The sequence below is a fragment of the Leisingera aquimarina DSM 24565 genome, from assembly GCF_000473165.1.
In the GTDB taxonomy this organism is placed as follows: Bacteria; Pseudomonadota; Alphaproteobacteria; order Rhodobacterales; family Rhodobacteraceae; genus Leisingera; species Leisingera aquimarina.
This window is the reverse complement of the sequence record NZ_KI421504.1, coordinates 2,158,670-2,184,006: the sequence shown is the minus strand read 5'-3', so window position 1 is coordinate 2,184,006 and position 25,337 is coordinate 2,158,670. Positions and strand designations below refer to the sequence as shown.

At 62.8% G+C, this 25,337-nt stretch carries 27 protein-coding genes; 9 read left to right on the top strand and 18 right to left on the bottom strand.

Annotated elements, in window-relative coordinates:
* Window positions 1-20: 20 nt before the first annotated feature.
* The 4 genes from AQUI_RS29315 to AQUI_RS0114885 all read right to left on the bottom strand — a co-directional run bounded on the left by AQUI_RS29315 (window position 21) and on the right by AQUI_RS0114885 (window position 4,058).
* Entirely contained in the window at window positions 21-1,223 is a 1,203-nt protein-coding gene (locus AQUI_RS29315; RefSeq protein WP_051371908.1) for a hypothetical protein, read from the bottom strand.
* A 75-nt stretch (window positions 1,224-1,298) separates the two neighbouring features.
* Entirely contained in the window at window positions 1,299-2,723 is a 1,425-nt protein-coding gene (locus AQUI_RS0114895; RefSeq protein WP_027258214.1) for a TolC family outer membrane protein, read from the bottom strand.
* Between the two features lie 136 nt (window positions 2,724-2,859).
* On the bottom strand, window positions 2,860-3,513 hold the full coding sequence (locus AQUI_RS0114890; protein WP_027258213.1) for a protein-L-isoaspartate O-methyltransferase family protein: 654 nt from the start codon (window positions 3,511-3,513) through the stop codon (window positions 2,860-2,862).
* Window positions 3,514-3,743: 230 nt separating this feature from the next.
* Entirely contained in the window at window positions 3,744-4,058 is a 315-nt protein-coding gene (locus tag AQUI_RS0114885; RefSeq protein WP_027258212.1) for a TraR/DksA family transcriptional regulator, read from the bottom strand.
* Between the two features lie 234 nt (window positions 4,059-4,292).
* On the opposite strand from AQUI_RS0114885, the gene AQUI_RS30090 reads away from it, so the two are divergent.
* The gene (locus tag AQUI_RS30090) at window positions 4,293-4,430 is read left to right on the top strand and encodes an entericidin A/B family lipoprotein (protein ID WP_084294418.1); all 138 of its coding nucleotides are present in this window, start codon (window positions 4,293-4,295) and stop codon (window positions 4,428-4,430) included.
* Between the two features lie 58 nt (window positions 4,431-4,488).
* Here the strand turns inward: AQUI_RS30090 and AQUI_RS0114875 are convergent, their stop codons facing one another.
* The 4 genes from AQUI_RS0114875 to lepA all read right to left on the bottom strand — a co-directional run bounded on the left by AQUI_RS0114875 (window position 4,489) and on the right by lepA (window position 8,180).
* Window positions 4,489-4,746 carry a hypothetical protein gene (locus AQUI_RS0114875; RefSeq protein ID WP_245596927.1) on the bottom strand — a complete coding sequence of 86 codons (258 nt, stop codon included), beginning with the start codon at window positions 4,744-4,746 and terminating at the stop codon, window positions 4,489-4,491.
* Window positions 4,747-5,075: 329 nt separating this feature from the next.
* Window positions 5,076-6,095, bottom strand: a complete 1,020-nt coding sequence (locus AQUI_RS0114870; protein WP_169730797.1) for a P-loop NTPase family protein — start codon at window positions 6,093-6,095, stop codon at window positions 5,076-5,078.
* Complete coding sequence (locus AQUI_RS30790; protein WP_156916835.1) at window positions 6,067-6,291, bottom strand: hypothetical protein; 225 nt, start codon at window positions 6,289-6,291, stop codon at window positions 6,067-6,069. Before AQUI_RS30790 ends, AQUI_RS0114870 begins: the two co-directional genes overlap by 29 nt.
* An 89-nt stretch (window positions 6,292-6,380) precedes the next feature.
* Window positions 6,381-8,180, bottom strand: coding sequence for a translation elongation factor 4 (gene lepA, locus AQUI_RS0114865; RefSeq protein ID WP_027258209.1), 1,800 nt, complete (start codon window positions 8,178-8,180; stop codon window positions 6,381-6,383).
* Between the two features lie 355 nt (window positions 8,181-8,535).
* On the opposite strand from lepA, the gene AQUI_RS30085 reads away from it, so the two are divergent.
* From AQUI_RS30085 to AQUI_RS0114835, 4 genes are all read left to right on the top strand, one after another.
* Window positions 8,536-9,621, top strand: coding sequence for a hypothetical protein (locus AQUI_RS30085; RefSeq protein WP_084294416.1), 1,086 nt, complete (start codon window positions 8,536-8,538; stop codon window positions 9,619-9,621).
* Window positions 9,622-9,886: 265 nt separating this feature from the next.
* Window positions 9,887-10,069: a hypothetical protein gene (locus tag AQUI_RS0114845; protein ID WP_027258207.1), complete on the top strand. Its 183-nt coding sequence runs from the start codon at window positions 9,887-9,889 to the stop codon at window positions 10,067-10,069.
* A gap of 153 nt (window positions 10,070-10,222) precedes the next feature.
* Window positions 10,223-10,534, top strand: a complete 312-nt coding sequence (locus AQUI_RS0114840) for a hypothetical protein (protein ID WP_027258206.1) — start codon at window positions 10,223-10,225, stop codon at window positions 10,532-10,534.
* Window positions 10,535-10,712: 178 nt separating this feature from the next.
* Window positions 10,713-11,678 (top strand): LysR family transcriptional regulator, encoded by a 966-nt coding sequence (locus AQUI_RS0114835; RefSeq protein WP_027258205.1) that lies wholly within the window; start codon window positions 10,713-10,715, stop codon window positions 11,676-11,678.
* Window position 11,679: 1 nt separating this feature from the next.
* Here AQUI_RS0114835 and AQUI_RS0114830 read toward each other — a convergent pair whose 3' ends face one another.
* Window positions 11,680-12,117 (bottom strand): low molecular weight protein-tyrosine-phosphatase, encoded by a 438-nt coding sequence (locus AQUI_RS0114830; protein WP_027258204.1) that lies wholly within the window; start codon window positions 12,115-12,117, stop codon window positions 11,680-11,682.
* Window positions 12,118-12,166: 49 nt separating this feature from the next.
* Here AQUI_RS0114830 and AQUI_RS0114825 point away from each other — a divergent pair, with 49 nt between their 5' ends.
* A complete protein-coding gene (locus tag AQUI_RS0114825) occupies window positions 12,167-12,865 on the top strand; it encodes an NAD-dependent deacylase (protein ID WP_027258203.1) in 699 nt (232 codons plus the stop codon).
* 95 nt (window positions 12,866-12,960) lie between these two features.
* Here the strand turns inward: AQUI_RS0114825 and AQUI_RS0114820 are convergent, their stop codons facing one another.
* The 5 genes from AQUI_RS0114820 to meaB all read right to left on the bottom strand — a co-directional run bounded on the left by AQUI_RS0114820 (window position 12,961) and on the right by meaB (window position 16,222).
* The gene (locus AQUI_RS0114820; RefSeq protein WP_027258202.1) at window positions 12,961-13,437 is read right to left on the bottom strand and encodes a copper chaperone PCu(A)C; all 477 of its coding nucleotides are present in this window, start codon (window positions 13,435-13,437) and stop codon (window positions 12,961-12,963) included.
* A 56-nt stretch (window positions 13,438-13,493) separates the two neighbouring features.
* Complete coding sequence (locus AQUI_RS28095) at window positions 13,494-13,841, bottom strand: hypothetical protein (protein WP_035920336.1); 348 nt, start codon at window positions 13,839-13,841, stop codon at window positions 13,494-13,496.
* Window positions 13,842-13,994: 153 nt separating this feature from the next.
* The gene (gene rpmB, locus AQUI_RS0114810; protein WP_024089350.1) at window positions 13,995-14,285 is read right to left on the bottom strand and encodes a 50S ribosomal protein L28; all 291 of its coding nucleotides are present in this window, start codon (window positions 14,283-14,285) and stop codon (window positions 13,995-13,997) included.
* A 150-nt stretch (window positions 14,286-14,435) separates the two neighbouring features.
* Window positions 14,436-15,239 carry a hypothetical protein gene (locus tag AQUI_RS0114805; RefSeq protein WP_027258201.1) on the bottom strand — a complete coding sequence of 268 codons (804 nt, stop codon included), beginning with the start codon at window positions 15,237-15,239 and terminating at the stop codon, window positions 14,436-14,438.
* Window positions 15,240-15,244: 5 nt separating this feature from the next.
* On the bottom strand, window positions 15,245-16,222 hold the full coding sequence (gene meaB, locus AQUI_RS0114800) for a methylmalonyl Co-A mutase-associated GTPase MeaB (protein WP_027258200.1): 978 nt from the start codon (window positions 16,220-16,222) through the stop codon (window positions 15,245-15,247).
* A gap of 199 nt (window positions 16,223-16,421) precedes the next feature.
* Here meaB and hrpB point away from each other — a divergent pair, with 199 nt between their 5' ends.
* The 3 genes from hrpB to AQUI_RS0114780 all read left to right on the top strand — a co-directional run bounded on the left by hrpB (window position 16,422) and on the right by AQUI_RS0114780 (window position 21,176).
* On the top strand, window positions 16,422-18,881 hold the full coding sequence (gene hrpB / locus AQUI_RS0114795; protein ID WP_027258199.1) for an ATP-dependent helicase HrpB: 2,460 nt from the start codon (window positions 16,422-16,424) through the stop codon (window positions 18,879-18,881).
* Window positions 18,882-19,145: 264 nt separating this feature from the next.
* Entirely contained in the window at window positions 19,146-19,604 is a 459-nt protein-coding gene (locus tag AQUI_RS0114785; RefSeq protein WP_027258198.1) for an NUDIX hydrolase, read from the top strand.
* A 90-nt stretch (window positions 19,605-19,694) separates the two neighbouring features.
* Complete coding sequence (locus AQUI_RS0114780; RefSeq protein ID WP_027258197.1) at window positions 19,695-21,176, top strand: inorganic phosphate transporter; 1,482 nt, start codon at window positions 19,695-19,697, stop codon at window positions 21,174-21,176.
* Window positions 21,177-21,243: 67 nt separating this feature from the next.
* Here the strand turns inward: AQUI_RS0114780 and AQUI_RS0114775 are convergent, their stop codons facing one another.
* The 4 genes from AQUI_RS0114775 to AQUI_RS0114760 all read right to left on the bottom strand — a co-directional run bounded on the left by AQUI_RS0114775 (window position 21,244) and on the right by AQUI_RS0114760 (window position 25,036).
* Window positions 21,244-21,963 carry an SDR family NAD(P)-dependent oxidoreductase gene (locus AQUI_RS0114775; protein WP_027258196.1) on the bottom strand — a complete coding sequence of 240 codons (720 nt, stop codon included), beginning with the start codon at window positions 21,961-21,963 and terminating at the stop codon, window positions 21,244-21,246.
* Between the two features lie 93 nt (window positions 21,964-22,056).
* Window positions 22,057-22,632, bottom strand: coding sequence for an isochorismatase family protein (locus AQUI_RS0114770; RefSeq protein ID WP_027258195.1), 576 nt, complete (start codon window positions 22,630-22,632; stop codon window positions 22,057-22,059).
* Window positions 22,633-22,850: 218 nt separating this feature from the next.
* Entirely contained in the window at window positions 22,851-23,777 is a 927-nt protein-coding gene (argF, locus tag AQUI_RS0114765; RefSeq protein WP_027258194.1) for an ornithine carbamoyltransferase, read from the bottom strand.
* Window positions 23,778-23,860: 83 nt separating this feature from the next.
* Entirely contained in the window at window positions 23,861-25,036 is a 1,176-nt protein-coding gene (locus AQUI_RS0114760; protein WP_027258193.1) for an aspartate aminotransferase family protein, read from the bottom strand.
* Window positions 25,037-25,337 lie beyond the last annotated feature (301 nt).

The following is a 25,337-nucleotide window of genomic DNA, read 5'->3' as shown; positions in this document are numbered from 1 at the left end:
TCAGCAGGCCGCCGCAGGGTCTAGAGCAGATCCTGCGCGGCCAGCGCGCGGTGGATTTCGCGGCGGACCAGCTTGCGCACGTTGCGGGTGATACGCTCGCCCAGCGGACCCTGCAATTCCTCGCGCACGATACTGGCCACCAGATCGCGCAGGCTGTCCTCGTCAAGATATCCGTCACCAGCCTCGGCCAGAGAATCCAGCGCAGCCCCGGCCACAGCAGCTTCGGCTACCGTTTCCGCCCTCGCAACCGCGCTGCCGTCGTTGACGCCGGGTCCTGCCAATACGTCTGCCCCTGCGTCCCGGTATGCATCAGCAACGGCGGATGCGCCGTCCTCGTCCTGCGGAGCGGCACGGCGGGCTGAGAGCGGTTCGTCCCGCCATTCGATGGTGTCGGTGACAGTACTGGCAAACGGAGCCTCCGTCTGGCTGTCCGGCTCCCATTGCTGCGGATCCTGCTCCTGCCCGCGGGCGCTGCGGGCCTCAAGCTCGGCAATTTTGCGCACGACTGACGCGGCGCGGGCGCCGGCAGTTTCAATGGCTTGACTGTTTTCCGGGACCTGACTGTCCGCTGGAGTTTCCACAGCAAGATTGTCTGTGCCGCCCTCTGGCTGCTCCGCATCCGCGGCAGCGGCAAAAAGCGTGGCCTTGGGGTCGCCCCAAGGCGCGTCTGTCCCGGCACCAGGCGTGCCTTGCGGTTGGTGGTGTTTCGATCCTGCATCCGGGTCTGAACTCAGGTGATCCGCATCCAAGCGGTCTGTGCCCAAGTATCCTGTGTCCAATTGGCCCGGATCAGTCTGGACGGCCTGCAAACCAGTGTCCCGCTCCACCTCCGGCTGCCCGTCACCCAAGGGCGATGTGGTTTCAGCCACGTTGCTGCGGTGCCGGAAGGCTATCGGGGCTTCCGCTTCCAGAAGGGACGCGCCGTCCCCGGCCCCCGCCGTCTCTGAAGGGCCGGCTGACGCCGCCGCATCAGAGCCATCCCCGGCCTGCCCGGAGCTGCCGGACGCGGCCCCGGGTTCTGCCGCTGCCGGATCATCAGTTGCAGGATCATCAGGTGCCCGGGGGCTGTCAGGACCGTCCGCCTGCACCCGCAGCGCGGGCGTCAGAACCAGCCGGGCTGCAGGCTCCGGCGCAGCAGGACCGCTGCGGCTGTCATCACTCACCAAGCGGCGGATTGAGGACAATACATCTTCGATCTCAGCATGGGTAACTGGGTCGGACATTTTATAAACCACTCTTGCCTCTTGAGTCAGAGTGTAGCGGCCTTCCCGTCACCGCACAACCGATAGGATGAATTGTCAGTTACGTCCCAAGGCCTTGAGCACCCGGTCCAAATCCTTGCCGCGCTTGCTGTATTGCGCAGGCGCGTCCTTCACCAAGTTGTAATAAAGCGTCGGGTCGTAAATCTCGACCGCCAGCCCCAGATGCTCGGCTGTGAGCAGCCCCTGCGCCTGCAACAACTGATAGGCCGCAATGGCCTGGTCGGCGCGTGCGTTCACCTCCCCGGTCTGCGCATCGAGATACTCTTGCTCTGCCTGCAGCACATCCAGCGTCGTCCGTGCCCCCAGCGTGGCTTCTTCCCGGATGCCGTCAAAAGCAACCTTGGACGCGCGCACCCGTTCATTGGAGGACACCAGGGTTGCCCGCGCAGTTTCCACATTGAAAAACGCCGAGCTGACATTCTGGCGCACAGCGCGCTGGGTATTGATCAGAGCACCGCGTTCCGAGTCGGCACTTGCAATGGCCCGCCGCCGGGTCGCCGCGTTGCGGCCGCCAGCATACAGGTCTTGAGTCAGCGTAACCGAAGCAGAGGCATCCGAGTCGGTGCCGGTGTTGTCATTGATATCCTCGCTCAGCCCCGCGGTGGCCCGGAAGCTGACGCTTGGCCCCAAGGCTTTGGCCGCCGCCCGGACCAGAATGTCGGCGGATTTGACCGAATGCTGCTGCGCTAGCAGATCCGGCTGGTTACGCGCCGCAATGGACTGCGCCCGGTCGATGGACACAGCCCGCGACGGCAGCCGGGGCTGGCCGGCAATCGCGCCCGGCGCGTGGCCGACGATTTGCAGATAGGTAGCGCGGGCCGTCAGCAGGTCTCCCTCGGCATCCGTCAGGTTGGCGCGGGCCGCCGCCACCTGGCTTTGAGCCAAAGCGACGTCGGTGCGGGTCACTTCACCCACTTCAAACCGGTCCTCGGCCGCCTTCAGTTCCTCTAGCAGCAGGCGCAGGTTGTTGCGGCGCAGGGCGACATTTTCCTGCCCCTGCAGGACCCCGACATAGGCCTGAACGGCGGATATCAGCACCGATTGCTCGACGCTGAGCAGCTGCTGGCGCGCCGCAAGCACCAGTTCCTGGGCCGCCTGTTTGCGCAGCCGTGTTTCGCCGCCGTCATACAGCAGCTGAGTCAGCTGAATCTGGGTGCCGAGATCGTTGTTGGTGAACTCGTTGAAATTACCGAACTGGTTGACGCTGCGGGAATAGGTATGGCTGGCGGTGAGTGTCCATTGGATCAGCGGTCGCAATCGGGACACGGCAATGGCCACGTCCTCATCAGCAGCCCGCAGCAGCGCCCGGTTCTGGTCCAGCAGTCCGCTGGTCTTATAGGCGCCGATCATCGCGTCGGACAGGTTGTCCGCCGCGGCCTTCAGCGGCAGCAGCGCCGTGGCCGTCACGCCGCCGGCAAATACAAAAGCCTTAAACACACTCGCCGGAAATTTCATTCGCATCGGTTGCCTTACCTTTTTCCGCGCCGCCAGCCGCGGTGGTTTTTATCTGCACTCCGGGCGCTCCTTTGAACGGCGCCCGGCCTCTTGTTCAGTCTAACGGCAGCATCCCTAGGGACGCAATGCCGCGCCCTGCGGGTCAGAGCGCGAATTCACGCGCGGCCGCAAACCCCGGAAGTACCGGGGCGCTGGCATTGAAGGCAAACCGCCAGGAAATCCGGGCGCCGCTTTTGTAGCCGATTTTTACCTCACCGAGCGCGCCGGTCATCATCAGAGCCGCGATCCGGCCGCCGTCCTTGAGCTGGTCCAGCAAACCCGCAGGCAGCTCCTCGGCGCCGCCCTCAACCAGGATCACGTCGTAGGGCCCGTGTTCGGCAGCACCTTCCGCCAGCGGACCGGTATGCACGATCGCATTGTCCGCGCCGGTTTCCGACAAAAGTTCCTGCGCGTCAGCGGCCATGTCCTCGTCTTCTTCGACGCCGATCACCATCTGCGCCACTTGGGCGGCCACAGCGGTGGAGTAGCCCAGCCCGCAGGCCACATCGAGCACCAGTTCGTCGTTCTGCAGATCCACCGCGTCCAGCATTTTGGCCAGGGTGCGCGGCTCCATCAGCACCCGGGTGCCGCCCAGTTTCACGTTCTGATCCGCATAAGCCGCCTCGCGCTGCGAGTCCGGGACAAACTGTTCCCGCGGGACTGCCAGCATCGCCTCGATAATCGGGTATTTGGTGACATCCGACGGACGGATCTGGGTGTCCACCATCATGCGGCGGCGCTCAGTGAAATCTGGCATCTGCTAAACTCATTTGTTCAGTCGGTCAGGCAGGTTGTGACATATCCCGGCCGGCACGGCAACGGGGCCTTTTGCGCGAAGCCCTAAAGTAGTGCAGCGCTGCAGCAGGACAACGGCCGCGATTCAGCACCGGCTTCAGCCAGCGGAGCGGCTGCCCCCTGGCTGATGCAGACCCTGGATCTGTCTGTGGCTTCTGCAGGGCGCCGCCGGAACCGGCCTGGCGCAGGCTGTCAGAGCGCGCAGCTTCTGCAAAAGGGCGAGGCCGGGCGCTGGTCCAGCCAGTCATCGCTGATGTTGTCGCCGCAAATCCGGCAATAGCCGTAAGACCCTTCGCGCAGGCGGGCCAAAGCGGCATCAATGCGGCGCAGCTCGTCCAGGCCAGACTTGGCGGGGACCGCAATGGATCCGGCGCCGGCATGGGCAGTACAGGCCTGCCGGGCAGAGCCCATCTGCGCTGCGTCCGGCGCCAGGCCGACATTTGCCAGGATGCCTGCCAGCTTCAACCGGCGCACCTCAAGCGTATGTTTTCTGGTGGAAAAGTCCATAGTACATGCCCTCCAGCTCAAATTTCGCACAACTTGCCGCGGAGTCAAAGCTACAGCCTTGATCCAGGTCAAGATACTCGCGATTTCCGGGGATTACACTACCTTATAAGTTGCAATTTTTGGTAAACCGCGCGGCAGGCACCGCCCTGCCCCCGGCAATACCGCTGGCCTGCGCCCGGCCGGCTTGCTAGATAGCCCGGCAAAGAACCGGGCAGATATAAGGAGCCTTAGACGATGATCAGGATTTTTGCGTGTGCGCTGATGCTGCTGGGGCTGGCCGCCTGCGAGACCACCAAGGGTGCGGGGCGCGACATTTCCAAAGCCGGCCAGGCGATCAGCGGCGCGGCGCAGGACGTGCAGGACGCGCTGTAAGCCCATTGAGTGTGAGACAGCAACGCCCGGCCCCGCGCCGGGCGTTCTTGGTGTGCGGTCACTCGATCCCGAGCATCATCTTGGCTTCAGCCAGAATGGCGACCGAGGCCGCATGATCGCCGCCGTCATGCAGGCTTTGCCCCTCGTCGCGCATGCCCTGAACATCGGCCAGGTCATCCTCGCTGAGGCTGGTTCCCGCCGTAATCGCGGCATCGATCTTGGCGATATCCGCCGGGCACTGGCCGGAAAACGCCGGCGCCGCCAGCAGGCACAGCGCCGCGGCCAGGGTGGTGAGTTTCACTGTTTTGGTGGTCATGGGGCCATCCTCCGAAAGTTTGGCTGTTGGGAGGATAGCATTTTTGCGGCGGGTTTTCAGCCGCGGGGGTGGCCGGAGTGCGGAACCGGCGGAGGTTGGCGCATGGTTTTGGCGGTATTTGGCTGGGGCGGTCAAGCCGGTGCGGTCAGTACTGGCCGGCCGAATACCCGAATTCGGCAAGGTTTGATCTAAACGCGGAGGGCAGCGCCTGACCCTGGGTGGGTGCGAAGCGCCCTCCCGTGGGGAGGGGCGGGCGCTGCCCGGTCTGGTGACCGGGTAGAAACTTTTGACAGACCAAAACACTTATCAGCCATCGCTACTACAGCTTACTAAACTTTCGAAATTTCCTCAGTGTCTGACCACCTCATATAGAACATCAAAAAAGGGTTCGTCAGATACAAGAAATCATCAGACCATTCCAAAACAGGCTCTCCTTTAAGCTTCTTGCGTGCAATACTCTCCATTTGACCAAGAGCATTAGAAACTTCATGCTTCTGCGGAACGTCGTAGTCACGTAAAAGCTTTTGCAAAGCCTCACGAATTTTATCGTAGTGCAACTTTGGTTTAGGTCCGGTATTCCCAACCGCAACCAAGATAGCTTGGTAAATGTCTAGTGAACCCGAGCCATCACGCAATCGGCGCGGATTTCTCTTTGACCTAGATTGGGGGCCTTTGGCCAACTTTTCGAATGTTGGGAAGCCAAATTGCTCGGCAACCTTACGGTATATTCCCTTTCTGACCTCGATAGTTGAAACGAAATCTCTGTCAGGTTTCACCGTTTTTTCAACACTATAGTTGAGACAAAGTCGCCCGCAAAATCTCTGCATTAGCAGGGGGCTTCCCAGGGACTCCGCGCAAAAATCGGCGATTGTCTCTGCATCCACACTCATTCCCAACTTTGGAAACCCCACCCGCGATATCTCGCCAAGATCGCTAACATTCCACTCAGGTATGTTAATGTGAGAGTAGCGCCCTTCCATCTCAGGCTCGGCGCTAATAGCATCAAGCGCCCGATGAGGGACTGCGATAAACACGACTTGCAATCCGTCAAAAACTTCAGACTTCAAGGACCGCACAACCTCAGTTTGCAGTTTACTTGAAAGGTAGTGAAAGTCATCTACTATAAGGGTCATATCACGCTCCCTCATAGTCCGTAGAATCTCTTTCTTAGTCGCGCCGTTGAACTTAACAGACGCTCCATCTGTGACTTGCGCTTTTAGCCCAATCAGAACTTTAAAGCTGGCTGTCAGACTGGTTTTCTCAGAAACCGTTTCCTCATCCGGCAAATCAAGCTCCCGAAGCAAACTGCCCCAAAAATCGTCACTTTTTTTCGACTTGCCCACCGTCAACCCAAACAGAACCCTGCTCCGAAATAACTTTTCTGCAAAGAACCGTTTTTCCCGATTTTGTTGGCCCAGTGATTGCAACAATCTTGTAACCTTCTGCAAGCTCTTCTCTCAAAGACTTTTCAAGCCCGAGATGCTCTCGATCAATGTAGGTGACAGTAGGCATTCCACCAGCAACGAACACATCTTTCAATTTCATTTTCGACCTTTTTTTCGGCAAGTTACTCCAACATAACAAAGCGGGACCTATGGCCCCGCTCTATAATCACTATCCGGCAGGAAAGCCAATTAACTGTCCATCTTCAACGCCGAGATGAAGGCCTCTTGCGGAATGTCGACCTTGCCGAACTGCCGCATCTTCTTCTTGCCCGCTTTCTGCTTGTCCAAGAGCTTGCGTTTCCGCGTCGCGTCGCCGCCGTAGCATTTGGCGGTCACGTCCTTGCGCAACGCCGACAGGGTCTCGCGCGCAATCACCTTGCCGCCGATGGCCGCCTGGATCGGGATCTTGAACATGTGGCGCGGGATCAGCTCTTTCAGCTTTTCGCACATCGCACGGCCGCGCATCTCGGCGCGGTCGCGGTGCACCATCATCGACAGCGCGTCCACCGGCTCGTCGTTGACCAGCACCGACATCTTGACCAGCGCGTCCTCGCGGTAGCCGGTCATCTGGTAGTCAAAGGAGGCATAGCCCTTGGTCACCGATTTCAGGCGGTCGTAGAAGTCGAACACCACCTCGTTCAGCGGCAGGTCATAGACCACCATGGCGCGGGAGCCGGCATAAGTCAGGTCCTCCTGAATGCCGCGGCGCTCCTGGCAGAGCTTGAGGACGTCGCCCAGGTAGTCGTCGGGCACCAGGATCGTCGCCTTGATGCGCGGCTCCTGGATGTGATCGACCTTGGACATGTCGGGCATGTCGGCAGGGTTGTGCAGGTCGGTCTTCTCGCCGTCTTTCATGTAGACGTGGTAGATCACCGATGGAGCCGTGGTGATCAGCTCGATGTTGTATTCGCGCTCAATCCGGTCGCGGATCACTTCGAGGTGCAACAGGCCAAGGAAGCCGCAACGGAAGCCGAAGCCAAGTGCTGCGGAAGTTTCCATTTCGAAACTGAAGGAGGCGTCGTTCAGGGCCAGCTTGTCGATGGCGTCGCGCAGGTCTTCGAATTCGGCGCTGTCGACCGGGAACAGGCCGCAGAACACCACCGGCTGGGCGGGTTTGAAGCCCGGCAGCGCGGTCTCGGTGCCGTTGCGGTCATTGGTGATGGTGTCGCCGACGCGGGTGTCGCGCACCTGTTTGATCGAGGCGGTGAGGAAGCCGATCTCGCCCGGGCCCAGAGAGTCGATCATCTGCATTTCCGGGCGGAACACGCCGATGCGGTCCACATGGTGCAGGGTGTCGTTGGACATGAATTTGACCCGCATGCCCTTTTTCAGGGTGCCGTCCATCACCCGCACCAGCACGATCACGCCAAGATAGGCGTCGTACCACGAGTCCACCAGCATCGCCTTCAGCGGCGCGTCGCGGGTGCCTTTGGGGGCGGGCAGATGCTGCACGATGGCTTCCAGAGTTTCGCGGATGCCCTGGCCGGTCTTGGCCGACACCTGAATGGCGCCCGAGGCGTCGATGCCGATCACATCCTCGATCTGTTCCGCCACCCGGTCGCAGTCGGAGGCCGGCAGGTCGATCTTGTTCAGCACCGGCACGATCTCGTGGTCGGCCTCCATCGCGTGATAGACATTGGCCAGGGTCTGCGCCTCGACCCCTTGTGAGCTGTCCACGACCAGCAGCGAGCCTTCAACCGCGCGCATCGAGCGGGAGACCTCATAGGCAAAGTCGACGTGGCCAGGGGTGTCGATCAGGTTCAGCACGTATGTCTCGCCATCATCGGCGGTGTAGTCGATGCGGACGGTGTTGGCCTTGATGGTGATCCCGCGCTCGCGCTCGATATCCATCGAGTCGAGCAGCTGTTCCTTCATATCGCGGTCCTTCACCGTGCCGGTCTCCTGGATGAGCCGGTCAGCGAGGGTGGATTTGCCATGGTCGATGTGGGCGACGATGGAGAAATTGCGGATCTTTGAGAGCTCTGTCATGCAAGGGGATATGATTTGGATTCGGGATTTGGTCAAGCGGGCGTTGCCTCTCAATCAACTATAATTCGCGGACTAGAAATTCGGAGACATTGTTCTGCAGTACATAAAGACGCAAGACCAGCTAACAGCATGGCTGGAAACACAGGAACGGACAATTTGCGTCGCCTTCGCATCTAGAGCAGCGCTTCGCAATTTGCCGTTGGTCATGCCGAAAGCCCCTGCGGCCGCTATGAATGCAGGACTACTACTCCCTTCAATGCGGTCGGTTTTAACTGCAGCGACGATTTCGGCTTGCGAATCCAGAAGTTACAACAGCTTGCTTCGCGCAGCTCGCGCGGCTGAAAAGGCCAATCATTTGGCCGCTGATGAGGCTCCTCGCTCAGGTGCACGATACACGAATCGATCTGCCAATACCGCGGCTCGCTCAGCTTGCCATGCAGCTAGGGCTGCATCACACCTATTAGCAGCTCCCAAAAATGCTGCTGCATTATCGGCTGCGTATAGTGTTTCCGCACTTCGCTCAGTAGAGCGACAGGAAGCTGCCATTCTCGACGCATCGTCTCTAACCCAACTCAGTCAAACAAAGCACCCGCCAAAAAATCTATTTTCGCAGCCACTTTGGCATGGTTCGCAACGTCCCCAACCGCATCTAGACAGGTGGACTGCGTTTTCAGCTCCGCTATCGCAAAACGAACCATGGGATTTCTGGCGCGAATGGTACCAAGGTTTCCTTGATGGAAAGCCACTCGACTGGGACCTCCAGCACCGTGTTGCCCTGATCGACGATGCAATCTGGGACGCAGGCCCCGAAACCGTCGCTGCCGAAATTGAGCGCATCAAGGCTGAGTTCAATACGCCGTCAAGCGGCAAGGAACGGTTCGCCAAGCACGAACCCAAGTCCGCAAGCCATCTGATAGAAAACCGGATAATCGCCTCCGCAAGCCTGCAAGGGCTGGCCGCGCAGGTCACTCACAGCATTGAACGTTTTCACGCAGAAACCGGCGCCAATGCGCTTCCTGATGCCTTGGAGCCACTCACGGCTTTGCCTGCCTTGCTGCTGGCAGTAAACGCCGCCATCCAGAATGCACCGAGCGGGGGGATTGCTACCAGCGACGTGGAAGACCAGCTTCGCACGGAAATTGGCCGCCTGAATGCGAAAGTCGCTGAGCTGGAAAATGAGCTGCAGAAAGCCAGTGCCTCGCAATCTTCCGTGTTTTCCGATGCGTTCAAAAAGCAACTGGGCACGAGCCTGGGTGATTGGAAGCTGTACGCAGCTCTTTGCACGGGCTTGTGGTTCGTGAGCGGGGATACCAAAGGCATGCAGCGTCGGCTTGAGAATATCTCTCATTACCAGAACATGTTGTTCGGCGAAGTTTCTTCACCTGCCCAAGACGCCCCAGCAAGCTCAAGCGTATTTGAAAGCCCTGCCATAGAAATTTGATCTCCCGCCCGGCGGCACGCCGGGCAGCGCCCGGTCCGCCCCCACGGGCGGGCGCTTTGCCCCCACCCTCGGACCGGGCGCCGCCCTTCGCGTCCTGTCACTTCCGGTCGCGCTCAATTGATATCAAGCACAGTCTCGTCAGCCTTCCAAAACACCTCAAATTTTCCGCTCTCCCTGCGCACGGGACCAAAATGCGCTATACTCGCCTCATTCCGCGAAACGCGCGCCCCTCTGGCGGGAAACACAGCAAAGGAGGACGACCCGCATGGATGCAATCAAAGCGACCGAATATGCCCGCGCGCTCTACAGCGCGCATGGCGACAAGGCCGAGCTTGAAGCCGCACAGAAGATGCGCGCCTGCGAAGAAGCCGGCAAAGACGACGAGGCGGCGGACTGGAAAGCCGTGCGCCAGGCAATCCGCGCCCTGCGCGGGCCGAACCAGGCCTGAGGCAGGACACAAGACCGGGGCGCCGCAGACAACGGCGCTCCGAACCTTTCAGCATCCCGTTTACCATGATTGAATCGCGCTTTGGCTTTTGGCATACTGCGGGTAATTCCGCGGGCAGCAGACCCGCTTGCCAAAAAACGAGGCACGAGCCAGATGAAATCCTTCCTAACCGCCGCGCTTTGCGCCGGGTTCCTCACCGCGCTGGCGCCCGTCGGCGCCGACGCCGGCGCGATTGAGCGCGCCTGCCGCCAATCGGACCGCACCGCCGCCTCGCCCGGGTTGTGCAGCTGCATCCAGAAAGTGGCCAACCGCAGCCTGACACGGGCCGAGCGCAAGACCGTCTCAAAATGGTTTTCCGATCCGCATCAGGCCCAGGTCGTGCGCCAGTCCTCTAGTCGCACCGACGAACGGCTGTGGCTGCGCTATAAGGCCTTTGGCGATCATGCGGCGCGCAGCTGCGGCTGAGCCTGCCCCCTCCATTCCTAAGCCGCATGGCAATGCAAAGGCGCCCCACGGGCGCCTTTGCCTGTTTTGACGCATCTGCGCTGCGGCATTTTCGCAAGGGGGAAAGGCTGCCGCTTTGCCCCCCTTGACCAGGCAGCTGCAACGCGGAACAAACGGCCTAAGGTATTGGAGCGATTGCATGTTGATCAAAGGTGTTACCCTGCGCGGGCTGGAAGTGTTCGAGGCGCTGGCCAAGACCGGTTCGGTGGCGCAGGCGGCGGAAATGACCGGTCTCAGCCAGCCCGCGGTCAGCCAGCAGATGCGCAATCTGGAAAAGGCGCTGGACAGCGAATTGATCGACCACGGCCGCCGCCCGATGGTGCTGACCGCCGCGGGTCGCAGCTTCCTGGCCCGGACCGAGGCGGTGCTGTCGGAACTGCGGCTGGCGCAGAGCGAGCTGACGGTGATGGATCTCAGCCACTTGCAGGCGTTGTCGATCGGTCTGATTGATGATTTCGACAATGACCTGACCCCGCGGCTGGCGACCATCCTTGCGGATAGCCTGACCCAATGCCGGTTCAAAATGATCACAGCCTCCAGCCATGACATCGTGCAAGCAATGGAGGCCCGCGAGCTGCACATTGCCGTTGCCGCCACCGCCGGCGGGCTGCACGAAGGGCTAGTGGAATACCCGCTGGTGCGCGATCCCTTCATCCTGGTGGCGCCGCGCGGCGCCTTGTCCGATGCGGCACAGGCTGCAGAGCAGCTGCAGGATTTGCCGTTCCTGCGCTACGCGCGCGAGCAGCTGATCTCGCAGCAGATCGAGGGGCTTCTGAGCCGTCAGAAGCTGGAGTTCGAGGACCGTTTCGAGGTCGGCTCGCATCTGGCGTTGATGGCGATGGTGGCACGGCGGATCGGCTGGGCGGTCACCACCCCGCTGGGCTATATGCGGGCGGCGCGCTTCCACGATCAGATCGACGCCTTTCCGCTGCCCTTTGGCGAGATGTCGCGGACGATCTCGCTGTTCACCGCTGCCGATTGGGCCGACCGGGTGCCGCGCGACGTCGCGGAAACCCTGCGCCGCCTAGTGCAGACCCAGATGATCGATCCGGCGGTGCAGCAGCTGCCGTTCCTGGCAGGCGGGTTCCGGGTGATCGCCGTTTAAGTCAGAGTGACGTTTTGAGACCCTTGGCGGCAATCCCGATCAGATCCAGGCAGCCGTCGAAATCGCGGGTATAGTAAGGGTCCGGCACATAGTCGGCACCTGATGTCGGAGCGTAGTCCGTGAACAGACGCACCGGGATTTCATTGCCTGCCGGGCGCAGGGCCTCGATATTCTCCAGATTACTGGCATCCATTGCGATAATCAGATCGAAGGCTGCGAAATCATCCCGCCGGAACTGCCGCGCGCGCAGGTCCGAGATGTCCAGCCCTCGCGCCTTTGCCGCCGCCTGCATCGGGCCATACGGCGGCTCGCCTGCGTGATAGGAGGCTGTGCCGGCACTGTCAGTCTCAGCTTCGGGGCAAAGCACGCGGAACACGCCCTCAGCCGCCGGGGAGCGGCAGATGTTTCCTAGGCAGACAAACAGAATACGGGTAGGCATGGGTTTATGGCTCCATTGAACAGGGTCAGTGATAAGAGGTTCCGCGGCGATGGGAAAGAGTGCGAAGATTGTCATCCTGACCGGCGCCGGGATTTCTGCCGAAAGCGGGCTGGGTACTTTCCGCGACGAAGGGGGCCTGTGGGCGCAGCACCGGATCGAGGATGTGGCAACGCCCGAAGGTTTTGCCTGCAACCCGGATCTGGTGCATCGCTTTTACAACGCCCGCCGCGCCCAGGCGGCTGAGGCCCGGCCCAATGCGGCGCATCAGGCGCTGGCGCGGCTGCAGGCAGAGCACGCGGGCGAAGTGGTGATTGTCACACAGAATGTAGACGGCCTGCATGAGGCAGGCGGTGCGCAGCATGTGCTGCACATGCATGGCACGCTGGCGGGGGCGCTGTGTGCCGCTTGCGGCCATGGCTGGACTGCACCGCTGGAAATTCAGACAGACCAGCCCTGCCCTGCTTGCGCTGCCCCTGCAGCTCGTCCGGATGTGGTCTGGTTCGGCGAGATCCCCTATTTCATGGAAGAGATCTTTGCGCATTTGGCGGCGGCGGATGTGTTTGCCGCCATCGGCACCTCCGGCGAGGTCTACCCGGCCGCTGCCTTTGTCGATGAGGCGCATCTGGCGGGCGCCCATACGGTAGAGCTGAACCTGGAACCCTCGGCCACCGCCTCCCGCTTTGCCGAGCGCCGCTTTGGTCGCGCCAGCGAAACCGTACCGGCCTGGGTGGCAGAGCTGCTGGGCTGATCCTGGACACCAGAAAGCCCGCCAGACGGCGGGCTTTGGGCGCGAAGGAGGGCTGCAGCGCAGCCTGACGCCGCGCCCGCCCTGCCAGTGCTTGGTCAGTTCGAGTGGCTACCGTGGCCTTCGGCCTTGCGCTCCAGATCGACGGGCACTTCGATTTCGATCTCTCCGGCGTTTTCGAACACCAGCGTGACTTTGACCACATCGCCGTGGTTCAGCGCCTGGTTCAGCCCCATGAACATGATGTGGTCGCCGCCGCGCTTCAGCATATGGGTATCGCCCTCGGCAATGGCAAAGCCTTCTTCCACATGCATCATCTTCATGACACCGTCATCACCTTCCTTGTGGGTGTGCAGCTGCACCCTGGCGGCCACATCCGAGCGGACATCGATCAGCCGGTCATCCGCGTGGGTCTGGTTCGTGATCGCCATGAAGGCCGCACCGGCCTTGGCGATGGGCGAGGACACCCGCGCGTATTGGTCATGGACCATGAACTTGTGGGCACCATCTGCAAAAGCGGACCCGACCAAAGCGGCTGCCGCAGCGGCAACAAGGAATACGGATTTCAGGGACATTATATGTCTCCTCATAAGAAGCGATTGGAATTTTGAGGTAATGGGATTGTCTGGGGCTAGGCCGCAGGCGGCGAACGTGCGGTGGTACTTGGTTTGCAATAGCGGCCGATGGCGGCCTTATGCGAAACCGCGTGCACGCGGCCCGCTGACTGCCCGGGAACCGGCAGCGCGGCAGGCGGCGCCACGGCGTCCAGCAGATGCATCACGCAATCGGGGCAGCTGTGCGGCGGCTGGACCGGCTGGCCTTCGCTGTCCACATAGATAACTTCCGGCCCCATGCCGGTGCAGATCACCATCTGCCCGGCCGCATCCCGCGCGCCTTGCCGCGCGGCGGCGCTATGCGCAGTCAGAGCAACCGCAAAGGCCAGGAACAGGCCAAAGTAAATGCGTGAAAAGTGTTTCATCACAAGAAGATATGCCTGTGCGGGACCGCCGCTGCAAGGGGCTTTGCCGCGGCAGATTGTGCCAACGCAAACACCGCGCATGATTGCTCATGCGCGGTGTCTGTAACTGTAATCCGGTGAAAGGATCAGGCCAGTTCGATCAAGCCAAGTCTATCAGGCCTGGGCGGCTTGTGCCTTGGCGATCTCTTTTTTCACTTTCAGTGCGTTGTCGGACAGCTCTTCGTTCTTGGCTTTTGCCAGGAAGGCGTCCAGGCCGCCGCGGTGATCAACCGAGCGCAGCGCAGCTGCGGAGATCTTCAGCTTGACGCCGCGGCCCAGGGTCTCGGACTGCAGGGTCACATCATTCAGGTTCGGCAGAAACCGGCGGCGGGTTCTGTTTTTCGCGTGGCTGACATTGTTGCCAGTCATCGGGCCTTTTCCGGTCAGTTCGCAACGGCGCGACATATCATCATCCTTCGTTTTTCGGAGGTCCGGAGCAGATCCGGACCAAATCACAAGGGGCGCTGCCATTGGCTGCGCCCGAAAACTGGTCCGCTGCTCATACGATCAACCAGCAACAGCGTCAAGTGATTCAACTCAGCTTTCTTGAGGGGCTTACTGCCCGTTTTCCTGGTCCGCCGCAAGCCTTTCAAGCCGTGCGTCTGCGGCAGCCCCCAGCTGCGGCCTGCCGCACTGGCGCGCAACCCGCGCCAAGCGCTGCCAATAGGTCTGCGAACGCCTGCGGCGCTCCCGGTGCAGGCCCAGAACCCGCGCCGCGGCCAGAGGCCCCGTGTGCAGCATCGACTGCAAATCCCAGAAACTGCCGCCCTCGCGGATCACCTGGCTGGCGGGGTGGCCGCCGCAGGACAGGCGGCACAGCTGCAGATCCGGAAACACTGCCTGGATATACAGCGCGTGGTTCAGGTCCATCTTGCGGAACGGGTCGAACAGAACCACGCCCCGAACGCCGTGGCGGCCAAAACTGACCAGATCGCCCAGCGCTTCATCAAATGCCGCAGCCTCTTTGCGGCGGCGGTCATGGGGCACCACGCCCTGCGCTATGGTATATTGCGGCGAGACCGCGATCAGCCGGTTCAGGCGCAGGGCCGAGGAAAACCGCAAGGCGCCGTAGCCGCCCATGGAGAACCCCATTGCGGACACATCCTTATAGCCCTTGGTCAGGTCTTTCAGGCTGCGGGACAGCGCCTGGGTCTCGCTGTTCACATACCAGTCGTTTTTGCGGGGCTGGATATGCAGGTGGGCATAGCCGTGCCGTGTCATGTTCTTCACAGGGCCGCGGGCTTCGAATTCGCCCGCCACAGCAACCCGCTGGCGAAAGGTCACAAACAGGCGCTCGGCCCCCGCGTTGAACAACGAGGCGCGCAGCTTTTCTCCGTCAAAGACCCGGATCTCCTGCATGGCGGTCAGCCTTTCAGATGGTCCTGCAGCATCTGCTGTGCCGCCGCCGCCGGGGTCAGCGCCCCCTTGGCCACCTGGCCGGACAGCTCTGCCATTGCGGATTGGGCACTGGCGGTGTGCAGCCGCGCCAGCAGCGCCTGGCGCACTTCCTGATCGAACCAATAGCAGGACTGGTCCGCACGGCGGTGTTCCCAATGGCCGTTGTCCCGGCGCCAGGCGGTCAGCGCCTGCATTTCTTCCCAGGCCTGCTCCAGCCCGTGCTGCTCTACCGCCGAGACCATCAGCGCCTTGGGGTAGCCCTCGGGATCCTGCGGGCGCTTGCGCAAAAGGCGCAGGGCACCGGCGTAATCGGCACAGGTGCGGGTCGCGACGGGTTTCAGGGGGCCGTCGGCCTTGTTCACCAGAATGAGGTCGGCCATTTCCATGATGCCGCGCTTCACCCCCTGCAGCTCATCCCCGCCTGCGGGTGCCAGCAGCAACAGGAACAGGTCCGACATCTCCGCCACCACGGTTTCCGACTGACCGACACCGACGGTTTCGATCAGCACAACGTCAAACCCTGACGCCTCGCACAAGGCGACCGCCTCGCGCGAGCGGCGGGCGACACCGCCCAGATGGCTTTGGCTTGGGGAAGGGCGGATGAAAGCGTTACGCTCGCGGCTGAGGCGCTCCATCCGGGTCTTGTCACCCAGGATCGAGCCGCCGGAGCGGGCAGAGCTGGGATCAACCGCCAGCACCGCAACCCGCAGGCCCAGCCCGGTCAGCATCATGCCGAAGCTTTCGATGAAGGTGGATTTACCCACCCCCGGCGTGCCCGACAAGCCGATGCGCAGCGACTGACGCTTGTGTTTGGCCAGTTCCGACAGCAGTTCCTGCGCCTTGGCGCGGTGATCCTCACGGCCGCTTTCCACCAGGGTTATGGCGCGGGCCAGCGCCCGCCGGTCGCCATCGAGGATCTTTTGCGTCAGCTGTTCGGTATCCATGCGTGTCTTCCTGTCGTGATGGGCGGACCATGGCGCAAGGCCGCCCGCAAAGTCCAGTCCCTGCTGTTTGCCGCGCAACCTACATCAGCAGACGCGGCAGGAAAGGCGGCAAATCCGCCGCGCTTGCCCCGGTTTGCGCAAGTTCTCTTCGTGCGGACTGGCCGCTGGACCTGACCGCTGCCTTTGGCGATAAGGCGACATGACCAGATTGCCGATCGAAGACGCCCTCCCCGAACTGCTGGACGCCCTGCGCGCCCGCGGCCGTGCCGTGCTGCAGGCGCCGCCCGGTGCGGGCAAAACCACACGGGTGCCGCTGGCGATGCTGGAGGCGGGCCTGACCCAGGGCCGCATTGTGATGCTGGAACCCCGCCGCCTGGCCGCCCGCGCCGCCGCCGAGCGGATGGCGGAGACGCTGGGGGAGACGGCCGGCCAGACCGTCGGCTATAGGGTGCGCGGCGATGCCAAGGTTTCCAAGGCGACACGGATCGAAGTGGTGACCGAGGGCATCCTGACCCGGATGCTGCAGTCGGACCCGGACCTGCCGGGCATCGGCGCGGTGATCTTTGATGAATTCCACGAACGGTCGCTGAACGCCGATCTGGGGCTTGCCCTGTGCCTGGAGGTGGCCGGCGCGCTGCGCGACGACCTGATCCTGGTCGCGATGTCGGCAACACTGGATGCGGACCCCGTAGCGGCGCTGCTGGGCGCGCCAATGATCACCTCAGAGGGGCGCAGCTATCCGGTGGAAACCCGCTGGCTGGACCGCCCCCTGCCTGCCCAGGCCCGCCGCGTGGACGCGCTGACGGATCTGGTGGTGCAGGCGGAAAAGGAAACACGCAGCACAGACAGGGATCAGGGCGGCGGCATTCTGGTGTTTCTGCCCGGGGAGGGTGAAATCCGCCGCGCCGCAGGTGCCTTGGCCAAACGCCTGCCGGGCAACTGCCATATCCGCCCGCTGTACGGCGCCCTGCCCTTTGCCGAACAGCGCGCGGCCATTCAGCCCGAGCAGACCGGGCGCAAGGTAGTGCTGGCGACCTCGATCGCCGAGACCTCGCTGACCATTCAGGACATCCGAGTGGTTGTGGATATGGGCCAGGCACGGCGCGCGCGGTTCGATCCCGGCTCCGGCATGTCGCGGCTGATCACCGAAAAGGTCACCCGCGCCGAGGCCACCCAGCGCCAGGGCCGTGCGGGCCGTGTGGCTGCGGGTATCTGCTACCGGTTCTGGACCAAGGGCGAGGAAGGCGCACTGATGGCGTTCCCGCCGGCCGAGATTGAAAGCGCTGACCTCACGGATCTGGCGCTGGAGCTGGCCTTGTGGGGCGCGGCGCCGGAGGACCTCTCGTTCCTGAACCAGCCGCCAGCCGGCGCGTTGGCCGAAGCGCAAGCGCTGCTGCAGATGCTGGGCGCTTTGAATGCGCAGGGCCGGATCACCGAACATGGCAAGGCGCTCTCATCCCTGCCGTTGCATCCGCGTCTTGGCCATATGCTGCTCACCGCCGGTCCTGCCGCCGCACCGCTGGCGGCACTGCTCGGCGAGCGCGACCCGCTGCGCGGCGCACCTGCTGATCTGTCCCTGAGGCTGAAGGCGCTGAAGGATCCCAAAGGGTTCGGGCGCAGCCACCCGTACCAGCTGAACCGCCCGGTGGTGGAGCGCATCAAGAGCGAGGCGCGGCGGCTGGAGAGACAGGCAGGCCGCCGGGACGCAGGCCTGTCAGCCGCAATGATGGCTGCGCTCGCCTATCCCGACCGTGTGGGCCAGCGCCGCAAGGGCGACGCGCCGCGGTTTGTGCTGTCGGGCGGCAAGGGCGCCATTCTGGACGGCGGCGACACGCTGGCGGGGGCGCCCTTCATCGTGGCGCTCGATACCGACGGCAACCCGCGCGAGGCAAAGATCCGGATGGCGGCGCACATTTCGCTGACTGAGATCCGCGAACTGTTTGCCGGTCAGGTCATCTGGACTGACGTCTGCGACTGGTCCAAGCGCGACCGGCGGGTGATGGCACGCCAGCAGGAGCGGTTCGGCGCCGTGGTGCTGGACGACCGGATCTGGAAGGATGTGCCGCCGGACGCGGTGGCGCAGGCGATGCTGGACGGGGTGCGCGATCTGGGCCTGCGCCTCACCGGCGCTGCGGCACGGCTGGCAGCGCGGGTGGAGCTGGTGCGGGCCGAAGGCCATGCGCTGCCGGATTTCACCCTCTCCGGCCTGACCGAGACGCTGGAGGACTGGCTGCTGCCGATGCTGGAGGGGGTGAAATCGGCAGACGACTGGAAACGCTTCGACCTGCTGCCTGCGCTGCGCGCTGCCCTCAACTGGGAGCAGACGCAGATCCTGGACCACGAGGCGCCAGGCAGTTTCATCACCCCGCTGGGCCGCAAGATCCCGATCAGCTATGACGGTGAGGTGCCGGAAATCTCGGTCCGCCTGCAGGAAATGTTCGGGGTCACCCGCCACCCGTCCGTCGGGGGCGTGCCGCTGAAAGTGTCTCTTCTGTCGCCGGCCCAGCGCCCGATCCAGATCACCCGCGACCTGCCCGGCTTCTGGGCAGGCTCCTATGCGGACGTGCGTAAGGATATGCGCGCGCAGTATCCCAGGCACCCCTGGCCTGAGGACCCCACCCGGGAAGATCCGACATTGCGCGCTAAACGCCGTAAATAAGCGCCAGGCGCGCTGCCCGGCCCAACGGCTGGCAACGCATCTTTAATGCGCAGGCCAGCGGGCGGGAGCACCCGCAATCACCGCGCGCCGCCAGCAATGTTCGCGGTGCAGCAGGTGCAGGCAGAGCACGAACAGGCGCAATCCGCCTCCCGCCAGGTCGGCATATACTGCAGACCCGGCCTTGAAACTCGGCATTTTCAAGCTTACTTTTCCACAATTCCACACAAAACACGGGGCCAACCCAACAATAAAGGCTGAGCAGACATGACAAGCACTCTGATCCGCGCCTGGGAAGAAATTCTCAAGCCCATGCTGAAACGACCAAACCGCCTGCAAGTCGCCGCGCTGTGCTACCGCGCCGGCGCGGACGGCAAAGAAGTGCTGATGATCACCAGCCGCGGCACCGGCCGCTGGATCCTGCCTAAGGGCTGGCCAATCGAGGGCAAGGACGGGCCGGATTCCGCGCTGCAGGAAGCCTGGGAAGAAGCCGGTGTGCGCGAGGCCCGCATCTCGCAAAAGCCGATCGGCGAGTACAACTATACTAAATACCACGACAATGGCACCGAGGAACCGGTGACGACTCTGATCTTCTCCGCCGAGGTGGAGCAACTGACCGACGACTACCCGGAATCCGCCGAACGCAACCGCCAATGGATGCGCCCGGAACAGGCCGCAACCCTGGTGCAGGAGCCGCAGTTGCAGGACCTTTTGCGTCAATTGTAAAAGTTATGTGACATTTTTATGTCAAACGCTTGATCCGTGACCGGAGCAGCGTTAGGCGCGTGCGCAGACCTCGGAATCAGGAATGCGACGATGAGCGATGCAGAGCAGCGCACGCAATGGAACACGCTGGACAAGGATCTGAACCGGATCTCCCAGCTCGAACTGGCCACAAGCTATGTCTCCCGCCCGCTGGTGGCGCCTGGCATTGCACTGGCCTTCATCGTGCTGGCCGGTCTGGCGGCAGGTGTCTTCTTCGGCAGCTCGGCGATGAACATGGTGGTGATCGCCGCCGCTGCCTTTGGCGCCTATATGGCGATCAATATCGGCGCCAATGACGTGGCCAACAACATGGGGCCGGCGGTGGGCGCAAATGCGCTGACCATGGGCGGCGCCATCGTGATTGCCGCCATCGCCGAAAGTGCGGGCGCGCTGCTGGCGGGCGGCGATGTGGTCTCGACCATTTCCAAAGGCATCATTGATCCGGCAGCCGTTTCCAGCAGCAGCGTGTTCATCTGGGCGATGATGGCGGCGCTGATCTCCTCTGCTCTGTGGGTGAACCTGGCGACCTGGGTCGGCGCGCCTGTTTCCACCACCCACTCGGTGGTCGGCGGCGTGCTGGGCGCCGGTGTGGCTGCTGCAGGCATCGCCGCGGTGAACTGGCCCACTATGGGCAAGATCGCCGCCAGCTGGGTGATTTCGCCGGTGCTGGGCGGCGTGGTTGCAGCGCTGTTCCTGGCCTTCATCAAAGCCAAGATCATCTATCAGGACGACAAGATCGCCGCCGCACGGCGCTGGGTGCCGGTGCTGGTGGGGATCATGGCAGGTGCCTTTGCATCCTATCTAGCGCTGAAGGGGCTGAAGCGGATCGTCAAGATCGACCTGCAGACCGCGCTGCTGATCGGTGCGGGCGCCGGGGCGCTGTCCTATGTGATCACTGCGCCGCTGATCAAACGCCAGTCCGAGGGCATGGAGAACCGCAACAAGTCGCTGAAGGCGCTGTTCGGCCTGCCGCTGGTGATTTCCGCCGCCCTTCTGTCCTTTGCCCATGGCGCCAATGACGTGGCCAACGCAGTCGGCCCGCTGGCTGCCATCGTGCACGCCACCGAGTTCGGCGATTTCGCCTCAAAAGTCACCATTCCCACATGGGTGATGGTCATCGGCGCCTTCGGCATCTCGTTCGGCCTGTTCCTGTTCGGCCCCAAGCTGATCCGCATGGTCGGCAGTCAGATCACCAAGCTGAACCCGATGCGCGCCTTTTGCGTGTCGCTGTCTGCCGCCATCACCGTGATTGTGGCCAGCTGGCTGGGCCTGCCGGTGTCTTCCACCCATATTGCTGTGGGGGCTGTGTTCGGCGTCGGCTTCTTCCGCGAATGGCATATGGAGCGCCGTCTGAAGAAGACCGTCGAAGGGCGCCCGGCAGCCAAGCGTATTGCTCCCGAAGAACGCCGCCGCCGCAAGCTGGTGCGCCGCAGCCACTTTATGACCATCGTGGCCGCCTGGGTGATTACCGTGCCGGCTGCCGCACTGCTGTCAGCGGTGATCTTCCTGCTGCTGAACGCCATCGTCGGCTGATCCCTACCAGCGATGAAACAGCAAGCCCCCGCGCCTATCTGGCTGCGGGGGCTTTACCGTTCCCGGCTCAGAACTTTTCGACCCAAGGGCGCAGCACCAGCTCGTCGCTCCAGGCTGACCGGTCCTGATTGATCAAATGCATGTATTCCGCGGCGATGGCGTCCGGATTCAGCATGCTGTCCGGGCTGCCTGTGGCCTCGGTCCGCTCCGGACGCGATGCATTGCGGATGCCGCCGTCGATGTTGACCCAGGCAACATGAATGCCCTTGGGATGCAGCTCCCGCGCCATCGACTGCGCCAGGCCGCGCTGCGCGAACTTGCCCATGGCAAAAGGTGCGGACTGGGAGAATCCTTTGACACCAGCCGAAGCCCCGGTGAACAGAATGGTGCCGAGCCGCCCATTTTCGGGCTGCTGCGCCAGCATCCGTTTGGCTGCCGCCTGGCCCAGCACAAAGGCGCCAAAGGCCGTGATCTCCACCGCCTTGCGCACCGCGTCCGGGTCCAGTTCCGAAACCGGACCGCGCAGCCGGGCCGAGGGGTTGTAGCAGGCCACCCGCAGATCGCCCGGCAGACCATCGATGAGGGCGGCGGTTCCTGCGGCATCGGTGCCGTCCAGCGGGTGCAGCTCTCCCCCGGTTTCTGCCGCCAGCGCCTCCAGCTTGGCCACATTGCGCGCCGCCAGATGCACCGCATAACCAGCGCCCGCCAGCTGCCGGGCAAAACCCGCCGACAGGCCGGTCCCTGCCCCGACGATAAGTGCCTGCGGTTTGAATGATGCGTCCGCCATGGTCTTCCTCCCCCTGATTGGCGCGAGGATGCTGGCGGGAATCTGCAGCCTGCACAAGGTTTATCAGGCAGAGGCTTCGGCCGGTGATGGCTTTCAGGCTTCAGCCCCGGCGGGCAGCTGCGCAAGCACATCTGCCACGCTCACCACTTTGCCGAAACCTGCGTGAAGGGCCGACAGCGTGACCTCCAGAACGGTTTGCGCATCCAGCATGCCTCCCTTGCGCGCGGGCATGTCGAAGGCGATCAGCGCATCCTCCACCACCTTGACTTCAAATCCCAGGCCTGCGGCGGAACGGGCGGTGGAGTTGACGCAGAACGCCGCCACCCCGCCAGCGATCACCAGACGGGTGATGCCCGCGCCCCGCAGATGCTGTTCCAGCCCGGTGCCGCAGAACCCGGAGGAAGTGGTCTTCCAGAATACCGCCTCCCCTTCCTGCGGCACAGCACAGGGCAAGGGCTGGCCGCTGGGCAGATCGCGGCGGAACTTACTCTCAGCGCGCGGGTCATCGTGCATCACATGAACCACCGGCAACCCCGCCATGCGGCAGGCTGCGGCGAGCTCAGCAACCCTTTCTTCTGCCTCGGGGTTGGCCTGCTGGCGGCCCGTGGCGGCCACATTGGCCATCTCCTGCTGCATGTCGACGATCAACAGGGCTGTTGAATGGTCCATGAAAATTTCCTCCCACTAGAATACAGGCCAAGACTGGCAGAGCTGCTTGGCTCAAGCCAGTGCAATCCCCGCTTTCGCTGGGCCCAAACCCGAAACGGCTGCGCCAGACGCACTGCGCCGGGCCAAAGGACCGGCGCCACGCCCAACTGGCCAGGGTCATTCCATGGAATGATCCGCGGCAGGCGGGAGCGCCCCGCCCTGGCCGCAAGCAGCAATGCTCAGCCGCCCAGGCACCAGCGCATGACAGCCTTCTGCGCGTGCAGACGGTTTTCCGCCTCGTCAAAGATCACCGACTGCGGGCCGTCCATCACGGCGGAGGTCACCTCTTCCTCGCGGTGGGCGGGCAGGCAGTGCATGAACAGCGCGTCCGGCTTGGCGGCGGCCATCAGGTCGTCGTTGACCTGATAGGGGCGCAGCATGTTGTGGCGGCGCTCCTTTGAGGACTGGCTGTCATGCATCGACACCCAGGTATCCGCCACAATCAGATCGGCGCCTTCAACTGCTTTGAAGGCGTCGCGTTCGATGGTCACCTTGGAGCCTGCCTTGCGCGCGAGGCCGATAAACTCCTCCTCCGGATCCAGCTGCGCCGGACCGGTGAAGGTGAGGTCAAAGCCGAACTGGCCGGCCGCATGCAGGAAAGAGGCGCAGACGTTGTTGCCGTCGCCGGCCCAGACCACTTTCTTGCCCTTGATCGGCCCGCGGTGCTCCTCATAGGTCAGCACGTCGGCCATGATCTGGCAGGGGTGGGTGCGGTCGGTGAGGCCGTTGATCACCGGCACGTCCGAGTATTCCGCCATCTCGGTCAGCACGGTCTCGTCAAAGGTACGGATCATGATCATGTCGACATAGCGGCTGAGCACCCGGGCCGTGTCGGCAATGGTCTCGCCATGGCCCAGCTGCATGTCCTTGCCCGACAGCACCATGGTCTGGCCGCCCATCTGGCGCACGCCGACGTCAAAGGACACCCGGGTCCGGGTCGAGGGCTTTTCAAAAATCAGCGCCACCATCCGGTCCTTCAGCGGCAGCTCATCATCCAGGGCTGCCTTGGGGTGGCCGAGGCGCGCCTGCTTGGTGGTTTTTGCCTGATCGATGATTGCGCGCAGATCTGAGGGATCGGTTTTGTGGATGTCAAGGAAATGGTTCATCACTGTACTGTATCGCTTCTGGCTGGCGAAGGCCGGGGGCGCCTGCCCCCGGACTCTCGGGAGTATTTATCCAAAGGTGAAGATCAGGCGGCTTCGACCTGAACGGCGGTTTTTTCCAAACGGCTGACGGCCTCGGCGATGTCCTCATCGGTCAGCGTCAGCGGCGGCAGCAGGCGGATCACATTGTCCGCTGCCGGGACCGTGATCAGTGCGTTGTCATAGCCTGCATTGACCACGTCGATATTGACCGCTTTGCACTTGAGGCCAAGCATCAGGCCGGAACCGCGCACCTCCTCGAAGACCTCCGGGTGGTTGGCAATCAGCCCCTCCAGCTTCTGCCGCAACAGGCCCGCCTTGCGGTTCACCTCGGCGAGGAACGCCTCGTCGGCGACGTGGTCCATAACCGCGCAGCCAACGGCACAGCCCAAAGGGTTGCCGCCATAGGTGGAACCATGGGTGCCTGCGGTCATGCCGCTGGCGGCATCCTCAGAAGCCAGCACCGCGCCCAGCGGGAAGCCGCCGCCAATGCCCTTGGCCACCATCATGATGTCCGGGTTGATGCCCGCCCACTCATGGGCAAACAGCCTGCCGGTCCGCCCGACACCGCATTGCACCTCGTCCAGGATCAGCAGCAGGCCATGTTCGTCGCAAATCGCCCGCAGCGCCTTCAGCTCTGCATCCGGCACCGGGCGGATGCCGCCTTCGCCCTGCACCGGTTCGATCAGGATCGCAGCGGTCTGGTCGGAGATGGCATCGGTCACGCCATCAAGATCGCCGAAGGTCAGATGCACAAAACCCGGCAGCATGGGCCCAAAGCCCTTGGTCATCTTTTCCGAACCGGCAGCGGCAATGCCGGCGGAGGAGCGGCCATGGAAGGAGCCGTCAAAGGTGATGATCTCCACCCGCTCCGGTTGGCTCTTGTCGTAGAAGTACTTGCGCGCCATCTTCACCGCCAACTCGCAGGCCTCGGTGCCGGAGTTGGTGAAGAACACGGTATCGGCAAAGGTATGCTCCACCAGCTTGTCGGCCAGCGCCTGCTGCTGCGGGATCTGGTAGAGGTTGGAGACATGCCACAGGTTCTGCGCCTGGGTCGTCAGCGCCTCCACCAGCGCCGGATGGGCATGGCCCAGCGCGTTCACTGCAATGCCCGCCCCCAGATCCAGAAAGCGTCGCCCGTCTGCCGTGGTCAGCCAGGCGCCTTCGCCTTTAACGAACTCAAGCGGTGCACGGTTGTAGGTCGGCAGAACGGACGGGATCATCAGGATCATCCTTTTCAAAGGTAGAAGCCAAAGCTGTGCAACAGCCGGGGCCTTGGGTCAACGGTGGAACAAGGGATTTCGAAGGGGGCGTGCCGGAAGACAGGCACAAATGATCAGAGGGCCGGTTACGCCAGGCGGCGTCGGCGTCGCAAAACGGTGATATCTGCACGTTTGATCATGGATGGGTTCCATAGTGGAGGTTTTGGTAAAAGAAAACCCCTTTCGTACAGCCCGCCCCATCAATCTGCCGCAGCGCGCCGCCCGCTCCTTCACCTTTGCCGAAATACTCCGGGGTGAATCG

Bases quoted from the DNA above. Each gene is read 5' to 3' on its own strand.
- AQUI_RS0114785 (WP_027258198.1), top strand. From the start codon at position 19,146: ATGACAAGCACTCTGATCCGCGCCTGGGAAGAAATTCTCAAGCCCATG.
- AQUI_RS0114840 (WP_027258206.1), top strand. From the start codon at position 10,223: ATGAAATCCTTCCTAACCGCCGCGCTTTGCGCCGGGTTCCTCACCGCG.
- AQUI_RS30090 (WP_084294418.1), top strand. From the start codon at position 4,293: ATGATCAGGATTTTTGCGTGTGCGCTGATGCTGCTGGGGCTGGCCGCC.
- AQUI_RS0114820 (WP_027258202.1), bottom strand. From the start codon at position 13,437: ATGTCCCTGAAATCCGTATTCCTTGTTGCCGCTGCGGCAGCCGCTTTG.
- AQUI_RS0114895 (WP_027258214.1), bottom strand. From the start codon at position 2,723: ATGCGAATGAAATTTCCGGCGAGTGTGTTTAAGGCTTTTGTATTTGCC.
- AQUI_RS0114825 (WP_027258203.1), top strand. From the start codon at position 12,167: ATGGGAAAGAGTGCGAAGATTGTCATCCTGACCGGCGCCGGGATTTCT.
- argF (WP_027258194.1), bottom strand. From the start codon at position 23,777: ATGAACCATTTCCTTGACATCCACAAAACCGATCCCTCAGATCTGCGC.
- AQUI_RS0114885 (WP_027258212.1), bottom strand. From the start codon at position 4,058: ATGGACTTTTCCACCAGAAAACATACGCTTGAGGTGCGCCGGTTGAAG.
- rpmB (WP_024089350.1), bottom strand. From the start codon at position 14,285: ATGTCGCGCCGTTGCGAACTGACCGGAAAAGGCCCGATGACTGGCAAC.
- AQUI_RS0114845 (WP_027258207.1), top strand. From the start codon at position 9,887: ATGGATGCAATCAAAGCGACCGAATATGCCCGCGCGCTCTACAGCGCG.
- AQUI_RS0114875 (WP_245596927.1), bottom strand. From the start codon at position 4,746: ATGACCACCAAAACAGTGAAACTCACCACCCTGGCCGCGGCGCTGTGC.
- AQUI_RS30790 (WP_156916835.1), bottom strand. From the start codon at position 6,291: ATGAAATTGAAAGATGTGTTCGTTGCTGGTGGAATGCCTACTGTCACC.
- AQUI_RS0114890 (WP_027258213.1), bottom strand. From the start codon at position 3,513: ATGCCAGATTTCACTGAGCGCCGCCGCATGATGGTGGACACCCAGATC.
- AQUI_RS0114760 (WP_027258193.1), bottom strand. From the start codon at position 25,036: ATGATCCCGTCCGTTCTGCCGACCTACAACCGTGCACCGCTTGAGTTC.
- AQUI_RS0114805 (WP_027258201.1), bottom strand. From the start codon at position 15,239: ATGCAGGAGATCCGGGTCTTTGACGGAGAAAAGCTGCGCGCCTCGTTG.
- AQUI_RS0114775 (WP_027258196.1), bottom strand. From the start codon at position 21,963: ATGGCGGACGCATCATTCAAACCGCAGGCACTTATCGTCGGGGCAGGG.
- meaB (WP_027258200.1), bottom strand. From the start codon at position 16,222: ATGGATACCGAACAGCTGACGCAAAAGATCCTCGATGGCGACCGGCGG.
- lepA (WP_027258209.1), bottom strand. From the start codon at position 8,180: ATGACAGAGCTCTCAAAGATCCGCAATTTCTCCATCGTCGCCCACATC.
- AQUI_RS29315 (WP_051371908.1), bottom strand. From the start codon at position 1,223: ATGTCCGACCCAGTTACCCATGCTGAGATCGAAGATGTATTGTCCTCA.
- AQUI_RS0114835 (WP_027258205.1), top strand. From the start codon at position 10,713: ATGTTGATCAAAGGTGTTACCCTGCGCGGGCTGGAAGTGTTCGAGGCG.
- AQUI_RS0114770 (WP_027258195.1), bottom strand. From the start codon at position 22,632: ATGGACCATTCAACAGCCCTGTTGATCGTCGACATGCAGCAGGAGATG.
- hrpB (WP_027258199.1), top strand. From the start codon at position 16,422: ATGACCAGATTGCCGATCGAAGACGCCCTCCCCGAACTGCTGGACGCC.
- AQUI_RS28095 (WP_035920336.1), bottom strand. From the start codon at position 13,841: ATGAAACACTTTTCACGCATTTACTTTGGCCTGTTCCTGGCCTTTGCG.
- AQUI_RS0114830 (WP_027258204.1), bottom strand. From the start codon at position 12,117: ATGCCTACCCGTATTCTGTTTGTCTGCCTAGGAAACATCTGCCGCTCC.
- AQUI_RS0114780 (WP_027258197.1), top strand. From the start codon at position 19,695: ATGAGCGATGCAGAGCAGCGCACGCAATGGAACACGCTGGACAAGGAT.